The sequence below is a fragment of the Campylobacter concisus genome, assembly GCF_001891085.1.
Lineage (GTDB): Bacteria > Campylobacterota > Campylobacteria > Campylobacterales > Campylobacteraceae > Campylobacter_A > Campylobacter_A concisus_O.
The window spans coordinates 107,897-125,085 of the sequence record NZ_JXUP01000003.1 but is presented as its reverse complement, the minus strand read 5'-3'; the positions used below and the strand labels follow the sequence as shown (position 1 = coordinate 125,085).

General features: G+C 37.4%; 12 protein-coding genes. 10 read left to right on the top strand and 2 right to left on the bottom strand.

The window, feature by feature from the left end:
* The 8 genes from TH67_RS02660 (at window position 1) to TH67_RS02625 (ending at window position 13,279) form a co-directional block, all read left to right on the top strand.
* Window positions 1–5,121, top strand: coding sequence for an alpha-2-macroglobulin family protein (locus TH67_RS02660; protein ID WP_072594238.1), 5,121 nt, complete (start codon window positions 1–3; stop codon window positions 5,119–5,121).
* Between the two features lie 120 nt (window positions 5,122–5,241).
* Complete coding sequence (locus TH67_RS02655) at window positions 5,242–7,863, top strand: valine--tRNA ligase (protein ID WP_072594237.1); 2,622 nt, start codon at window positions 5,242–5,244, stop codon at window positions 7,861–7,863.
* Window positions 7,864–8,005: 142 nt separating this feature from the next.
* Window positions 8,006–8,992 (top strand): diaminopimelate dehydrogenase, encoded by a 987-nt coding sequence (locus TH67_RS02650; protein WP_072594236.1) that lies wholly within the window; start codon window positions 8,006–8,008, stop codon window positions 8,990–8,992.
* A 32-nt stretch (window positions 8,993–9,024) separates the two neighbouring features.
* A complete protein-coding gene (locus TH67_RS02645) occupies window positions 9,025–9,981 on the top strand; it encodes a methionine ABC transporter ATP-binding protein (RefSeq protein ID WP_072594235.1) in 957 nt (318 codons plus the stop codon).
* Entirely contained in the window at window positions 9,981–10,655 is a 675-nt protein-coding gene (locus TH67_RS02640; protein WP_021086223.1) for a methionine ABC transporter permease, read from the top strand. The genes TH67_RS02645 and TH67_RS02640 overlap by 1 nt, the downstream gene beginning before the upstream one ends.
* 257 nt (window positions 10,656–10,912) lie before the next feature.
* On the top strand, window positions 10,913–11,695 hold the full coding sequence (locus TH67_RS02635; RefSeq protein WP_072594234.1) for a MetQ/NlpA family ABC transporter substrate-binding protein: 783 nt from the start codon (window positions 10,913–10,915) through the stop codon (window positions 11,693–11,695).
* Window positions 11,696–11,770: 75 nt separating this feature from the next.
* On the top strand, window positions 11,771–12,550 hold the full coding sequence (locus TH67_RS02630; RefSeq protein ID WP_021091343.1) for a MetQ/NlpA family ABC transporter substrate-binding protein: 780 nt from the start codon (window positions 11,771–11,773) through the stop codon (window positions 12,548–12,550).
* A 138-nt stretch (window positions 12,551–12,688) separates the two neighbouring features.
* Window positions 12,689–13,279: a DedA family protein gene (locus TH67_RS02625; protein ID WP_072594233.1), complete on the top strand. Its 591-nt coding sequence runs from the start codon at window positions 12,689–12,691 to the stop codon at window positions 13,277–13,279.
* A 72-nt stretch (window positions 13,280–13,351) separates the two neighbouring features.
* On the opposite strand, the gene murI is transcribed toward TH67_RS02625, so the two are convergent.
* Entirely contained in the window at window positions 13,352–14,140 is a 789-nt protein-coding gene (murI, locus tag TH67_RS02620) for a glutamate racemase (RefSeq protein ID WP_072594232.1), read from the bottom strand.
* Window positions 14,141–14,231: 91 nt separating this feature from the next.
* Here murI and TH67_RS02615 point away from each other — a divergent pair, with 91 nt between their 5' ends.
* On the top strand, window positions 14,232–15,392 hold the full coding sequence (locus TH67_RS02615; RefSeq protein ID WP_021091312.1) for an FtsW/RodA/SpoVE family cell cycle protein: 1,161 nt from the start codon (window positions 14,232–14,234) through the stop codon (window positions 15,390–15,392).
* On the top strand, window positions 15,389–16,411 hold the full coding sequence (murG, locus tag TH67_RS02610; protein WP_072594231.1) for an undecaprenyldiphospho-muramoylpentapeptide beta-N-acetylglucosaminyltransferase: 1,023 nt from the start codon (window positions 15,389–15,391) through the stop codon (window positions 16,409–16,411). Before TH67_RS02615 ends, murG begins: the two co-directional genes overlap by 4 nt.
* Here murG and TH67_RS02605 read toward each other — a convergent pair.
* Window positions 16,403–17,137, bottom strand: coding sequence for a hypothetical protein (locus TH67_RS02605; protein ID WP_021091403.1), 735 nt, complete (start codon window positions 17,135–17,137; stop codon window positions 16,403–16,405). The genes murG and TH67_RS02605 overlap by 9 nt on opposite strands.
* Window positions 17,138–17,189 lie beyond the last annotated feature (52 nt).

Genomic DNA, 17,189 nt, shown 5'->3' with positions numbered 1-17,189 from the left:
ATGTGGCAAAAAGTAGCACTTCTAGCACTTTTGGGAATGACAAATTTATATGCTTTGAGCCTAAATGGCACTGCGCAGATAAAATCGCCACTAAGCGTAGAGTTTGGACTAGAAGACAAAGTCGATAAGAATTTTGTTGGTATGCTAAGCGACAAAAAGCTACTTTTGTGCCAACCAGCATTAAATGGTACGGTTAGATTTAATAGTCAAAGCTTGCTGCTTTTTACAAAAGATATGCATGCTGGTTTGGATTATAGCTGCAAGCTTGAAAATGGAAGCACTGCTAGTTTTGCCACGAAAGAATTTGAGCTAACAAAGATAGAAAAAATAAGCGATAGCAAATATATAGTTAAATTTAATGATGAAGTAAATATTGAAGCTATCAAAAATATTGCCGTAAAAGATGCGAAATTTAAAGCAATTGAGCTTTCTAGCAATAGCTTTGAGCTTAATCTTGATAAAAATTTAAGCAATCCAGTTTTTGATTTTGGTGAAAAATTTGAGAGCAAATTTGGTGCAACGCTTTCAGGTGAAACGATAGTAAATTTCGCCGATGAAATAAGCGAAGAAAGCGTAAATATAAATGATAATGCAAAGAGTCTTGAGATACCTGAAATTTATCCAGTAAGCCTTGATAATGGCATCTTGGGCTTTAGAATTTATCTAAAAAATTGGCTTGATGACGACATTAACTTAAAAAAATTTATAAACATTAAAGGCGTAAAAAACTTTAGCATCAGTGACGTTAAATATAGTGACAACTATGGAGAAAACTCAGAACTTAGCGAGTATTATTACTACATTGATATCACAAGTGACGATTTTAAGCCACAAAATAGTTATGAAATCACCATTAAGCCAGGCTTTGGCGATGATAGAAATGTAGTAAGAGAAGAAAATAGCTATGAAGTAGTAGCTGGCAATTTTACTCCATTTGCAAATTTTATAAATAATGAGCCATATATCTCAAGCGTCGGTGAAATCGGTATCAGAAGTGCAAATTTGCCTGAGCTAAATGTAAGCATTGAAAAGCTAAGCGATCAAAATTTTAGATATTTCTTAAATTTTAATGACAATAACGAAGAGTTAAGCAACTTCAGCACAAAAGTGGCAAGCAAAAGTTATAAGCTTGATGGCGCATTAAATGAAATTTCTCTAAATAAAATCAAACTCGACTTTGCCGGGGCTGGAGACGGCGTTTATAAGATAAATTTAAACTACGGCAAGGATAAGAGCGTCTCAAAAGTAGTCTATCTAAGTGATATCGCCGTAAATGCAAAGCTTGGCAAGGATGAAATTTTCGTATTTGCAAATCGTCTTGGCGAAAATACAATGCTTCCAAACGCAAATGTGAAAATTTATGGCAAAAAGAACGAAGAGATCGCAGTTGGTGCGACAAATGATATAGGTGTTTTTAAATTTAACAAAAAAGATATTTACAAAGATATCTCCTCAGTGGTTGTCTCTCTTGGAAAAGAGCAAAATTTTCTTATTTTAAAAGAAGACGAAGCGCTAAATGAAGCGAAATTTATGAGTCAAAATACCAGTGATAGTATCGATGCGTACGTTCATTTTGCTTCAAATATCATAAGACCAAATGAGAGTTTAAAGGGCGCAATCTATCTAAGAGATAGAGATTTTAATCCTTTAAAAAATATGCCTATAAAGATAAATTTTTTTGATCCGCAAGGCAAAAGTAGTGCTGAAATTTCAAAAAATACAAATGACGTTGGCATGGTAAATTTTGAAAAAGAGATACTAAGCGATCTTAGCGGTAGATTTAATATGCAAGTAATTTACGCAAGCAAAGTGATCTCAAATGTGCCATTTTTTGTTGAGAGTTTTATGCCAAATAGGATAAAAAATGAGATAACGCTTGAGAGAGATAAATTCTTCGCAAATGAGCTTATTAGAGCCAATCTAGCCAGTAACTATCTCTTTGGTGGCGCTGCTAGCGAGCTTGATGGCAGCATGCAGGTGAGCTTTTTTGATGATGAATATAAAAATAGCGAGTTTAAAGAGTATAAATTTAAAAACAATACTCTAAAACCAAGCGCTTATCCATCTTTTGAGAATGATCTCACTCTTTCAAAAGATGGTAAATCAAGCCAAATGATAGATCTTAGCTTTAGCACTAAAAATGCCTCTTCTATCATAACAGGTGTGATAAATTTCAATGTAAATGATGATGGTAAAAACGTAAGCGATACAAAAAGCTTTACGCTCTATCCTTACAAAGATATGGTTGGTATTGCAGCAAGTACGACATTTGCTGAGCCAAACGAAGATGTAAAAATAAGAACGGTTGTGGTAGATATGTCAAGTCAAAAGGCCGTAAAATCAAATTTAAAATTTGATATAAAACGTGTCACTTGGCAATACCAAAGAGATGCAAATGGCTATATAAAGTGGTTTCAAACGCTAGAAGATGTGGATAATTTTTATAAAGACAATGGCGAGTTTAGCTATAAATTTACACAAAGTGGCTCATATGTGATCATCGCTACAAATCTAGTAAGTGGAGCAAGCACAAGCCTTGATATGGACGTAAGTGGCTACAACTACTCGACTCTAGCGCCTACAAAAGAGCTTAGCAAATCTCAAATCAAACTAAATAAAAATATTTACAAAAAAGGCGATGAGCTAAGTGCTGATATAAGCTCGGCTATAAAAGAAGGTATCGCCCTTGTTACACTTGAAGATGGTGGCGTGAAAGCTTACAAGGTTGTTAAGATAAAAAATAACTCAGCAAATGTGAAATTTAAACTTGACTTTGATTTTAGCGGACTTTACGTGAGTGCAAATATCTACCGCATGACAGATGGTGGATTAACTCCGTTTAGAACTTACGGTAAGGTTTATGCTAAAGCTGATAAGTCATCAAGGACACTTGATCTAAGCCTTGATGCGCCAAATACGGCAAAAAGCGATGAAAATATAAAAATTTCTTTAAAAACAAAGCCAAAAGCTTATGTGAATTTCTTTATCACAGATGTTGGCGTGCTTGATATAACGTCACAAAAGCCAGCTGATCCACTTAAATTTTTTGACAAAATTTTACCAGATGGCGTTTTTGACTATGACATTTATAATATGCTCACAAACTATAAGGTCGAGGGCAAAACTTTAAGCTTTGGTGGCGATATGGCGGCACTTGCTATGGAGGCAAAAATGGCAAAACACGCTAGTCCGGTTGATAGCAAAAATATAAAAACATATGCAAATTTAGTAAGCCTTCAAGCTGACGATAATGGTGAAATTTCATACGAGTTTAAAACGCCAAATGGCTTTAACTCTGCCATTAGAGTAGATGTCGTGGCAAATAATGAAAATAGCATGAATGCAGTAAATAAAGAAATTCTAGTAAAAGATGATGTGATTATTAAGCCAAGCGCGTTAGTTTATCTGCTAAAAGGCGATGAGCTAAATGCGAACTTAAGACTCATAAACACAACAAATGAGGATAAAAATTTAACCATAAAAGTGGCTAGCAGTAAAAATTTAAACATCAAAACAAAAGAAAATATAAATTTAAAGCCGCTTGAGAATAAAGCCTTTACATTTAAAATTTCAGCTCTTGAAGCTGGAGCTGGCGAATACAACATAACAATAAGCGACAAAAATAGCTCAAAAATAGCTCAAAATTTACTTGATGTAGTTAATCCTTATACGATTAGCACCTATGCAAGAAGTAGCGTCTTTGATAAAGAGAGCATGATCTCGCTTCCAAAAGGCTTTCACAATGTTAGTATAGATGCGTCAAGCTCGGTTTCAAGCGTGCTGTTAGCAGCTTCTAAAAATTTAGTCGAGTACCCTTATGGATGTGCGGAGCAAAGGAGCTCAAGACTGCTTGCGCTTTTAAATTTAAAGCCAAAAGATGAGCTTGAAAAAAATGATCAAAAGAGATTTATTGCAAATGGTATGAGTGAGCTAATTAAGATGCAAAAACCAGATGGTAGCTTTGGCTACTGGAGCGATCTAAGTAGCACTAATGCATTTGCTTCGATCTATGCAACTGATGTGCTGCTTGATCTTGAAGAGGCTGGATATGAGCTAAATAAAAATGTAAAGCAAAGAGCATTAAATTCGCTCTTAAAATATACAAATACAGATATTGAAGCTCTATATGCTATATATGTAAGCTCCCGCGCAAATGTTGCTGATAAATCAGTGCTAAATAAAATTTATGACCACAAAGCTTACAATACGACTGCACTTAATAAATATCTAATGGCAGCAGCTTTGAAACTAAATGGCTTAAATGACGAAGCAAAGGTGGCGCTAAAAGATATTAAAAAAGCTCAAGCGGCTGATTACAGCAGGGATTATTCTAGTTTTGGCTCAAAGATGAGAGACAATGCATTTATCTTGTATCTACACGCAAAATATTTTGAGAAAAACGACTACTCAGATGATCTTGCAAATTTCTTGATCACAAATTTAAATGAGCTTAGCTCAACGCAAGAGCGCGCTTTTACACTTAGAGCGCTAAATGCCTACTTTGGCAAAGATGTTGGCGAGAAAAATAATAAATTTAAACTTAGCTACAACGGCGAAAGTAAAGAATTTGACGGCCTTTTAAGCGTATCATTTACAGCAAAAGATGGAAATTTTACCATCACTCCACTTGGTGAAAACAAGCTATATGCCTCCATCTTAAGCTACGCTTATGTGCCACTTGAGATTAAGCATAAAATAGAGCCAAAAGAGCTTGATATTTATAGAACGTTTGTCGATGAAAAAGGCAAAGAGCTAGGTCTTGACAGCCTAAGAGTAAATGATGTTGTCTATTCAAAAATAGTGATAAATTCTAAAGCTATGGTTAAAAATGGTGTAATAAACGAGATAGTAAGTAGCTGCTTTGAGCCAATAAATGAAAATCTAAGTGGCTTTAATAAGAGTCTTAAAGATAGCATTGAGCTTGAATATCAGAGCATAAAAGATGATCGCGTCTTAAGTTTTTATACACTAGATAGTGACAAGAGAGAGGCTGTGCTTTATACGCCTTATCGTGTAAGACTTGGTGGCAAATGCTCGCTTGGTGCGGTCACAACTGAAAATATGTATAACGAAAGACAAAACGACTACGACCTAGCTCAGCGAAGCTTTACTGTCAAATAAGCCATATAAATTTCGGGGCGTTTAACCGCCCCAAGCCCATATTTCCCCACTTTTGCAAAGATTTTTTTAAACAAATTTTAGATAACATTAAGCATTTTTTAAACGAAAGAGGATACTAAAGTGGCAGAATTTTACAATGCAAAAGAGATAGAAGATAAATTTTATAAAATTTGGGAAGAACGCGGATACTTCGAGATAGACGCGAACAAAGATATCCAAAAAGATGGACGTAAATTTTGCATTATGATGCCACCTCCAAATGTGACTGGCTCGCTTCACATCGGACACGCCCTAACCTTCACGCTCCAAGACATCATGACTCGCTACAAGAGAATGGATGGCTACAAGACGCTTTGGCAGTCAGGACTTGACCACGCTGGTATCGCTACTCAAAACGTCGTTGAAAAGCAGCTTTTAGCTCAAGGCATCAAAAAAGAAGAGCTTGGACGCGAGAAATTTGTAGAAAAAGTGTGGGAGTGGAAGGAAAAAAGCGGCGGTATGATAGTCCATCAGATGCGAAAACTTGGCATCACTCCGGCTTGGTCACGCCAGAGATTTACTATGGATGAGGGCCTAAGAAAAGCTGTGAAAAAAGCCTTTGTAAATTTATACGACAAAGGGCTAATAGTCCAGAAAAACTACATGATAAACTGGTGTACGCACGATGGCGCACTCTCTGACATCGAGGTCGAGCACAAAGAAAATAAAGGCAAGCTATATCATTTGAGATACTACTTTGCAGACAAGCCAAGCGAATTTGTTGTTGTTGCAACAACTCGCCCGGAGACCTACTTTGGCGACACCGCTGTAATGGTAAATCCAAACGACGAACGATATAAAAATTTAATCGGCAAAAAGGTTGTTCTACCTATCGTAAATAGAAAGATTGAGATCATCGCAGACGAGCACGTTGATATGGAATTTGGAACAGGTCTTGTTAAGGTCACTCCTGCGCACGATCAAAATGACTATGAAGTTGGTAAAAGGCACGACCTTGAGTTTATCACCGTATTTGACGAAAAGGGCATTTTAAACGACAAGTGCGATAAATTTGCAGGTCTTGAGAGGCTTGAGGCTAGAGATATCGTAGTGGCCGAGCTTGAAAAACTTGGCAATGTTGAAAAGATAGAAGACTACGAAAACCAAGTGGGATACTGCTACCGCTGCAAAAACGTCGTTGAGCCATATATCTCAAAGCAGTGGTTTGTCAAAAAAGAGATCGCAGACGAGGCGATACAAAAGGTCTCAGAGGGCCTTGCCAAATTTTACCCACCGCACTGGATAAATAGCTTTAACGCGTGGATGAGAGAGTTAAGAGACTGGTGTATCTCACGCCAACTTTGGTGGGGGCATCAAATTCCAGTATTTTACTGCGATGATTGCGGTTATATGTGGGCTGACGAGGGAGAGCCATGCGAGTGCAAAAAGTGCAAAAGTAAAAATTTTCACCAAGACCCAGACGTGCTAGATACGTGGTTTAGCTCTGGTCTTTGGCCATTTAGCACGCTTGGTTGGGGTAATGAAAATGAGCTAAAAAATGAAAAATGGTTTGAAGGAGACCTTGCTGAGTTTTATCCAAACAACCTTCTTATAACTGGCTTTGATATATTATTTTTCTGGGTTGCTAGGATGATGTTTCAGGGTGAAAATGCCCTTGGCAAGCTGCCATTTGACGACATCTATTTGCACGCGCTTGTAAAAGATGAATTTGGCAGAAAGATGAGTAAAAGCCTTGGCAACGTCATCGATCCGCTTGATAGCATCAATGAGTATAGCGCCGATATCTTGCGCTTTACGCTAACACTTCTAGCCGTTCAAGGACGCGACATCAAGCTAAGTGACGCCAAGATGAAGCAGGTAAGAAATTTCACCAATAAGCTTTATAATGCAAGCAAATATCTCATGCTAAATGAGAGCAAATTTGAAAATTTAGAAGACATCAAGCTTCAAACAAAGCTTGGAATTTATATGAATAGCCGCTTTAACGAGTGCGTAAGAGAGGTGCGTGAAAATATCGACGCTTACCGCTTCAATGACGCAGCAAACACACTTTATAAATTCCTTTGGGATGAGTTTTGCGACTGGGGCATTGAGCTAAGCAAGGCGGATAAAGCGAGCGTAAAAGAGCTTGGAAGTATATTTAAAGAGGCGATGAAACTGCTAAATCCTTTCATGCCATTTCTCTCAGAGTATCTATTTCAAGAGCTTAGCGGCACACAGATTGAAAATGCAAAATCAATAATGGTTATGAGCTATCCAGAGGTAAAAGAGCGAAATTTAGATGTTGAGAAGAAATTTGAGTTAGTTATCGAAGCGATTGTGGCTATTCGCCGTGCAAAAGCGACCATAGATCTTGGCAACTCAAAGATCGCAAAAGCCTTTGTTAAATTTAATGAAAAAATCGACCTTGACGAGGTCAAAGAGTATATCAAGCTGCTTGCAAAATGCGAAGAGATCGGCTTTGTAGATGAAAAAATAGAAAATTCTATCAGAGACGTGAGCGAAAATTTAGAAGCATTTGTCCCACTTGAAGGGCTTGATATGAGCGGTATCATCACAAGACTCAAGTCTCAAAAGACAAAGCTTGAAAAAGAGATAGCCAAACTCTCAGGCATGCTAAATAACCAAAATTTCGTAGCAAACGCACCAAAAGAGGTCATAGAGACAAACAAAGAGGCGCTAGAGAGCGCTGAGGCTAAATTTAAAAAAGTATGTGAAGAGCTAGAGGCTCTTGGCGAGTAGGTTTTGCGGCAAAAGTTGAAGGGTAGCGTTTTATCTTTGGCAGCTTGTAGTTGCCACGCTACCATTGGCGCTAATACATTGTCTTATTAAAGTGAAATTTATCGTCCTGCACTACCTTGCATGTAAATTTAAAGGATAAAAAATGAGTGAAAAAATAAAAATAGCAGTTTTAGGATATGGAAATTTAGGTCGTGGCGTCGAGCTTGCGGTGCAAAATAGCAAGGATTTGGAGCTAACAGCAGTCTTTAGCCGCAGAGATCCAAGTAAGGTAAAAACGTGTGGCGCACCAGTATTTAGCGCGGATGAAATTTTATCGCACAAGGGCAAATTTGATGTTTTAGTGCTTTGCGGTGGCAGCGCAACCGACCTTCCAACGCAGACGCCAGAGTTTGCAAAAGAGTTTAATGTCGTCGATAGCTTTGACACGCACGCTAAAATACTAGAGCATTTTGCCGCAGTGGACGCAGCTGCTAAAAAAGGTGGCAATGTAGGCGTCATCGCTGTTGGCTGGGACCCGGGGCTATTTTCACTAAATAGACTATTTGGCGAGAGTGTGCTTGAAAACGGCAGCAGTTACACATTTTGGGGCAAAGGCGTGAGTCAAGGCCACTCAGACGCTATCCGCAGGATAAAAGGCGTCGTGGACGCTCGTCAATACACGGTGCCCATAGATAGCGCACTAGAGCGAGTACGCGCTGGGGAAAATCCAAATTTAACCACAAGAGAAAAACACTTGCGCGATTGCTATGTCGTGGCAGAGGACGGCGCTGATAAGGCACGCATCGAGCATGAGATAAAAACGATGCCAAACTATTTTGCCGACTACGACACAAGCGTGCATTTTATAGATATTGAAACGCTTAAAAAAGAGCATGGCGGCATCCCTCACGGAGGATTTGTGCTGCGAAGTGGAGTGAGCGGAGAGCATGGCGAGAACAAACACTTGATCGAGTTTTCGCTAAAACTTGACTCAAATCCAGAATTTACAGCAAGCGTACTTGTAGCCTATTCCCGTGCGACATATCGCTTGGCACAAAGAGGCGAGCGCGGCGCATTTAGCGTATTTGACATAGCTCCAGCACTTCTTTCGCCAAAGAGTGCAGATGAGCTAAGGCGCGAAATTTTATAAGATGACGCACTTTTAAAAATAAGGAAAATTTAGTGATAAAAATAGAAAATTTAAGCAAATTTTATGGCGATACGCAGATCCTTTTTGATGTAAATTTAGAGGTTAAAAAGGGTGAAATTTTTGCTATCGTGGGACATAGTGGTGCTGGCAAATCAACGCTTTTAAGGTGTATAAACGGGCTTGAAAGCTATCAAGGTGGCAGCCTAAAAGTCTTTGATAAAGAGATAAAAAATTTAGATGAGATGCAGCAAAGGCATTTAAGGCGAGATGTCGGGATGATATTTCAGCATTTTGCATTAATGGCTAGAAAAAACGTCTTTGAAAACGTCGCTAATCCGCTTAAATTTTGGGGTTATAAAAGCGATGAAACTGAAAAAAGAGTGAGAGAGCTTTTAAATTTAGTCGGTCTTGAAAGCAAGGCAAAAAGCTATCCAAGCGAGCTAAGTGGCGGGCAAAAACAGCGTGTCGCTATCGCTAGAGCGCTTGCTTTAAATCCTAAAATTTTACTAAGCGACGAGGCAACTTCGGCTCTTGATCCAAATACAACAAATCAAATTTTAGAGCTGCTTGAAAAGATAAACAAAGAGCTAGACATCAGTGTCGTCATCGTCACGCACGAGATGGAGGTTGTAAAATCGATCGCAAAACGTGCAATACTGCTTGAAGGTGGCAAGATCATAGGCTCTGGAAGCATCGAAGAGCTATTTTTAAAGCCAGATGAGAAGATGAAAGAGTTTTTGGGCGAAGTTGAAATTCTGCCAAGCACTGGCACAAATATTAGGCTATTTTTCCCAAAAGAAGTGGCTCAAAACAGCGTGATCACGCACATGGCAAGAAGCCTAAATATCGACTTTAACATAGTCTGGGGCAAGCTTGAGAAGCTAAACGAAAATGTTCTTGGCTCGCTTGTCATAAACATAGATGAAAAAGATAAAGAAAACGTGCTTAACTACATCAAGCAAAGTGGCGTTTTATGGGAGGTTGCTTGATGTTTGGTATTGATTTTTCTAAATTTCCAGATGTGTTTTCTAGGATACTGTTGCCAGCTATCGGCGAGACGCTATATATGAGCATCGTCTCTACCCTGCTCGCCTTTGCCATAGGCCTAATACCTGCGGTTTTGCTCATCCTTTCAGACAAAGACGGACTAAAGCCAAACAAGCAGCTTTATTTCGTTCTTGATATCGTTATAAACGTACTTAGAAGCTTTCCGTTTATCATTTTAATCATCGTGCTCTTTCCTGTCACAAAAATGATCGTAGGCACAAGTATTGGCACCACAGCTGCGATCGTTCCGCTAACTATCGGCGCAGCTCCATTTGTGGCAAGGCTAATCGAAAATGCTCTAAAAGAGGTTGATAAAGGTATCATAGAAGCGGCTCAAAGCTTTGGAAGCTCGAAATTTCAGATCATCTTTAGAGTGATGTTTGTAGAAGCACTTCCTGGTATCATCTCGGCATTTACACTAACTCTTATCGTAAATATCGGCTTTTCAGCGATGGCTGGAGCAGTTGGTGGTGGCGGACTAGGATCTGTCGCTATAAACTACGGATATCAAAGATTTCGCCCAGATATCATGCTCTACACCGTGGTTATTCTTATCATTATGGTTCAAATTTTTCAGGTTCTAGGTAACTACTTATATAAAATTTCTAAAAAATAGGTCTTTGTTTTTATCTGATTTTAAGCTTTTTTCCTTAAAATTGCCCGAATTAATTTTTAGCTGAAAGGATAAAAGATGAAATCAGATATGTGCCACATGTGCCGCCTATTAAAAAACGCGTTGTCGAAAGACTAATCTCTAAGCACAAAATTTCTTTTTAAGTGCTTAGAACTAGCTTAAGCGCTTAAAAAGAAATTTAACCCTCTAGCTTAAATTTATCCTTTTTTGGTGCTTGGCAAATTTTAAAAGGATAATAAATGAAAAAACTACTTCTTACCTCTTTAGTTGCTCTTGGTCTTAGTGTAAGTGCAAATGCAGCTGATAAATCAAAAATAATAATCGTTGGTGCTACACCTATTCCACATGCTGAAATTTTAGAGGTTGTAAAGCCTATTTTGGCAAAAGATGGCTATACGCTTGAGATCAAAGAATTTAACGACTACACTACGCCAAATCTTGCAACAGAAGATGGCGATTTAGATGCAAATTTCTTTCAGCACCTTCCATATCTTGAAGAATTTAACAAAAACAAAGGCACTCACCTTATAAAAACAGTTGGCGTTCATCTTGAGCCAATGGGAGTTTATTCTAAAAAGATAAAAGACATCAAAGATCTAAAAGATGGTTCGACCGTATCTATCCCAAATGATCCGACAAATGAAAGCCGTGCTTTAGATATTCTTGCAAATGCTGGACTTATTAAGCTAAACGATAATCCACTAAAAACTCCGCTTGATATAGTTGATAACCCTAAAAAGCTCAAATTTGAAGAGATAGAGACTGCTCAAGTACCAAGAACACTTGATGACGTTACTATCGCGGTTATTAACACAAACTATGCTCTAAATGCTAATCTTAATCCGGTAAAAGACGCACTTGTTCTTGAAAGCAAAAATAGCCCGTATGTAAACTACGTTGTAGTAAAGTCTGGTAACGAAAATAGCCCTAAAATAAAGGCTCTTGATAAAGCAATAAACTCATCAGAAGTTAAAAAATTTATCGAGATCAAATACAACGGCGCTATTCTTCCAGCATTTTAATTAAAATTTTAAATAAGCGACGTGAAAGCTTTTACCTTTTTAGCGTCGCTTAAACCAAACAAAAAAGGAAAAACAATGAAATTTATCAAACTTTTAACCGCATCTTTAGTTGCTCTAAGCCTTCACGCAGCCGACAAAGACCACACTATCGTAGTCGGCGTTTCACCAGTACCACACGCTGAAATTTTAGAATTTGTAAAGCCAAAGCTAAAAGATAAAGGCTATGATCTTGTTATCTCTGAAATTTCAGACTACTCTATCCCAAATGTCGCGACAGAAGATGGCAGCTTGGATGCAAATTTCTTTCAGCATTTACCATATCTTGAGGAGCAAAACAAGGCTAGAGGCTTGCATCTTGTAAGCGTTGCAAATGTCCATGTCGAGCCACTTGGCTTTTACTCTAAAAAGATAAAAAACATAAAAGAGTTAAAAGATGGTGCAAAAGTTGCGATCGCTTACGATCCATCAAATGGCAATAGAGCGCTTAGAATTTTAGAAAAAGCTGGCCTTATCGAGATCGATAAAAACGTAAAAGTTGCAACCATAAATGATATAACTAAAAATTCTAAAAATTTACAATTTGTAGAGCTTGAGGGTGCTCAGATACCAAGAACGCTTGATGATGTCGATATTGCTGCCATTAGTACAAATTTCGTCCTTGATCTTGGCATGAGCGTGGCAAAAGACGCGCTTTTGCTTGAAGACGCAAACAGCCCTTATGCTAACATCATCGTCACAAAGGCTGGCAACGAAAATAACCCTAAGATCAAAGCTTTGATTGATGCGGTGCTTAGCCCTGATACTAAAAATTTCATCATCACTCGCTATAAAGGCGAAGTTATACCTGCATTTTAAAAATGGGGCGAGCTTTCGCCCTATTTTGTTTCTACTTTCATCTTGTTTTAATAAGCTATAAACTCTCTTTATTTTTGTCAAAAAGCTTAAGCTATGCTTTGCTAAAATGGCTCACTTTAAAATTTTTCAGGAATTTAAATGCTGCATGATGTTATTGATTTTATAGTTGCGAGCGTAAGTAGCTGGGGTTATGCTGGCATATTTGTGATGATGTTTTTAGAAAGCTCGTTTTTTCCATTTCCAAGCGAGGTCGCAATGATACCGGCTGGCTATTTGGCGCATAAAGGTGAAATGAGTTTAATTTTGGCCTTTCTTGTAGGCACGCTTGGAAGCCTGCTTGGCGCTATTTTTAACTATTATCTTTGCTACTTTTTTGGTCGCGAGATCGTTTTAAAATACGGCAAATTTGTGGGAATCACTCACGAAAAAATGGATAAATTTGAAGCATTTTTCAATAAACACGGCGAAATTTCTACATTTAACTCACGTCTGATTCCTGGCATTCGCCAATACATCAGCCTACCAGCTGGACTTGCTAAGATGAATATATTTAGATTTTGTCTATTTACCACACTTGGAGCTGGGATTTGGTGTGCTGTTTTGCTTGGAGTTGGCTATTTTCTAGGTTCAAATCCTAGCAAACAAACACTTTTAATAATCACGATCGCTCTTTTGGCTGTTGTTTCAGTAATAAGTGTGGTTTATATAATAAGGCAAAGAAAAGCCTAAATACATATAAAAATATGTAAAATTTAGTGTATTTTATAAAATTTTTATTTGTGGTATTTAGTTAGATTTAACCTAGCAAATCGCCCTCATCTTCTCTAATCTAGCTAAATTTCTTGAAATTTTATCTAGCTCAAATTTACTGAATACTTCATTGCCAGAATAGAAAAATCTAACTTTTGGGGCTTGATCTAAAGTAGAAATTTTTAGTCCAAGTTCACTTATAAGGCGATTTATTGTCCCTTCGTTGCCATCAATTATGCTTATATTTGACGGCAAAATTTCTCTTAGGCTATCTTTAAAATAGTTAAAGTGCGTGCAGCCAAGCACTAAAAACCCAAATTTGCTTAGATCAAATTTGGCTAACTCTTCTTTTAGATATGATTTTACGTTTTTGGTATCAAATTCCCCATTTTCAGCAAAATTTACAAGGCGAGGTAGAGCGAGCAGCTCAGTCTTATCTTTTGCGTGTAAATTTGCGATCAGCTCTTTTAGTTTTGCACCATTTACGGTGACCGGAGTGGCTATGACAAGCGTTTTTAAGGCATCATCATGGCTTAAGTCATGAGCCTTTTTTACGGCTGGCTCCATGCCTATTATAGGTATATTTAAATTTGTTCTAAGCTCTTTTATCGCTACGCTTGTTGCTGTATTACAAGCTACTACAACGGCATTTGCGCCATTTTCTATGAGAAATTTCACCGCATCAAAGCTAAATTTTAAGATATCATCCCTGCTCTTTTGTCCGTATGGGACATTTTTCACGTCTGCGTAATATAAAAATTCATGCTCGCTAAGCTTGCTTAAAGCTTCATTTAAGACACTTAGTCCGCCAAGCCCCGAGTCAAATATACCTATATTCATGCCCATCCTTAAAGCCTGCAATTATAGCAAATAATATCTTTGTAAGCCGTTTTTTATTATACTTTGGCACTTTTTAAACTTGGAGTTAAATTTGGCAGTTGATAAGATCATTTTCTATCTTTGTTCGACTTTGATCGCTATAAGCATTATTTTTTCACTATCTTTGCCAGTTTTTACGGTTTTATTTTTTAATTACGACGAATTTCACTTTTTTATTCGCCAGTTCATTGTTGGTTGTATCGGAATTTTCATTATGTGGTGGCTCTCTAGACTCAATCCTGAAAAGACGCTTGTTTGGATAGGGTTTGGCCTTCTTATATCTTGCGGTATCGCCATGGGGCTAATGCATGCATTGCCAGCTTCAATGGTGACTGATGCTGGTGGTGCTAGGCGTTGGATCAGGCTACCTGGTTTTTCACTAGCTCCAGTTGAGTTTTTTAAAATCGGTTTTGTCTACTTCTTGGCTTGGAGTTTTACTAGAAAATTTAGTGAAGGCAAAAGAACCTTGCTAGATGAGATTAAGATACTTATGCCTTATATTATTCTTTTTGGTGTTGCCATCTTTCTTATCGCTGTTATGCAAAATGACCTTGGTCAAGTGGTTGTGCTGGCGCTTACATTTGTGACGATGGCACTTTTCGCAGGAGCAAGTGCGAGACTTTTTAGCATCGGTATCTTAGGAGCTGCTTTTGTTATGACAGTAGCGATAATCAGCTCTGAGCATAGAATTTTACGTATAAAGTCATGGTGGGGCACGATACAAAATATGGTGCTTTCTTTCTTACCTGACAGCGTTGCAGATGTATTAAGAGTAGCTGATGCGCCAGAGCCATATCAAATTTCTCACTCATTAAACGCTATAAAGCATGGCGAATTTTTCGGCGAAGGGCTTGGCGCTGGTATCTTTAAGCTCGGCTTTTTAAGCGAGGTTCATACTGACTTTGTGCTAGCTGGTATCGCCGAAGAGGTCGGTGTATTTGGTATTTTGTGTATCGTAGCTATATTTATAACGCTACTTTATAGAATTTTTAGAATTTCAGCTAGAAGCGAAAATAAGGTCTATCATCTATTTACGCTTGGTGTCGGGCTTATCTTATCGTTTTCATTTTTAATGAATAGCTATGGCATCACATCGATCACGCCTATTAAGGGTATTGCTGTGCCATTTCTTAGTTACGGCGGTAGCTCTGTGCTTGCGATTTGTATCGGTATCGGCATGGTTTTGATGGTTAGTAAAAGGGCAAAATTATGATTGTTATTTGCGGTGGAGGCACTGGTGGGCATTTAGCGATCGCAAGAAGCTTTTGCGAGGAGCTAAATAGAAGAGATATTAAGCCCATTTTTATTGGTTCAACTAGTGGACAAGATAAATTTTGGTTTGAAAATGATGAGAATTTTTTAGAAAAATTTTTCTTGCCAAGTAGTGGCGTGGTAAATAAAAGAGGTTTTGCTAAACTAAAATCACTAACAAATATCGTAAATCTTGCTTTAAAATGTAGAAAAATTTTTAAGCAAAATGACATTAAGGCAGTCATTAGCGTTGGTGGCTATTCAGCAGCGCCAGCAGCCATTGCTGCCATTATCTCAAAAGTGCCACTTTTTATCCATGAACAAAATGCTGTAATGGGCAAATTAAATAAAATTTTAAAGCCCTACGCGAAAGGCTTTTTTAGCTCTTATGATGAAGCTTCGCCCTACCCTTACCCTGTGGCAAAGAAATTTTTCGATAGTGCAAGAATGAGAGAGGAGCTAAAGACTATTTTGTTTTTGGGCGGCTCGCAAGGCGCAAAAGCGATAAATGAACTAGCTATAAATTTAGCTCCATATCTTAAAGAAAAAGGCATAAATATAATTCATCAATGTGGTAAAAATGGCTTTGATGAACTTAAAAAAAGATATGATAAACTTGGCTTTGATAGCACAAATCTAGAAATTTTTGAATTTAGTAAAGAGATAGAAAAAAAGATGAGCAAGGCTGACCTTGCCATATCAAGAGCAGGAGCTAGCTCGCTTTGGGAGCTTTGTGCAAACGCCCTTCCATCTATCTTTGTGCCATTTCCTTATGCCGCTGGTAATCACCAGTTTTATAACGCTAAATTTTTAAAAGATAAAGGCATTGCTGAAATTTGCTTGCAAAATGGAGAAATTTTAAACAAAGACGAAGTTATAAGAATGATAGAAAATTTTGATCTAAACAAAAGCAGTAAAGCTCTAAAAGAGATCCTTTTGCCAAATGGAGCAAAAGAGATAATTGATAAAATTTTAAACTAGCTCCTCACCTATCGCACAAGCTTTTAGTTCTTTTAGCTCAAAGATTAAGTAGTGATAAATAAGCTCATTTGTGTTTAAAATTTTTGCACTAAAGACCGGTTTTATCATAGTTATTATCTTGTCAGTTATACCCGCGATCTCCACCAGTAAAAGCTCATCTTTGCGTTGTTTTGCAGCCTTAATACAATTATAAAAGAACGTATAAATTATCTTAAAATTTTGCAAAATAACATTTGAAACTATCCTAGAATGAATATGCAAAACATTATGTATACGCTCTTGTAGAGTATTTAGCTCCGCAAGTAGTGATTTTATTTGAGTAGTATCTGTTGTTCTAGAAAAGAGATTTTTCGCTTTATTTTTGTTTTGTATTTGATATTCTGCCACTAAAATTTCTATTATATTTAAAATGGCAACATAGCTTTCTTGCAAATTTTCATTTGCCTTAAAGCTCACACCGTTTTTCTCAATTTTATAATTTAAGCTTCTCTTTATCTGCTCCAAATAAGTACTAATATTTTCATAATAGTCCTCTGTATTGAAGACACTTTTAAAAAAATCGCTTTCACCTTTTAAATTTGTAAGCTTTTTTTTAAGTTCATCAGCATTTTTATTAAACTCAACAACTCCAACTGCCAAGCCGATCTCGTGCTCACTATTTTGTTCTAATGCTGTCAAACTCTCTTTTAGTACCGAAATTTGTTTTTGAATATTTTGAAAATCCATTTTTTCTCTTTTAATTTTTTGCTTATTTTACTATAAAAATCATGAAGTTTGT